General features: G+C 70.3%; 1 pseudogene. It reads right to left on the reverse strand.

From position 1 onward, the window contains the following. Positions 1-63 precede the first annotated feature (63 nt). A pseudogene (locus AMS65_RS19850) lies at positions 64-320 on the reverse strand (hypothetical protein); the annotation flags it as partial.

Consider the following 320-nt stretch of genomic DNA (forward strand, 5'->3'; position numbering starts at 1 on the left):
CGTCCACCCTGATGAATCGGCCCCGGTGCTTCCGCACCGGGGCCGATTTCTTTGTGCTCGGGCTCAGCTTCCGGCCCCGGTCGTCGATCCCGGTCGGGTGATCATGAGCACCACGACGACGGCCCACAGCAGGTTGAACATCCCGGTGTGCATCGCGAGGCGCCTGCTGAGGCCGGCCGTCACCCCCGGCGCCTGCAGGGGAGGCGAGTCGGACGCCTCGATGTCCGCGAGGATGCGGCGCTGCGCAGGGAGGATGAGGCCGATGAGGACGGCGGCCGCGCCGACGGTGACGAGCATGGACACGATGAGCCAGGCGTCGC

The organism is Leucobacter celer subsp. astrifaciens (genome assembly GCF_001273835.1).
GTDB lineage: Bacteria > Actinomycetota > Actinomycetes > Actinomycetales > Microbacteriaceae > Leucobacter > Leucobacter celer.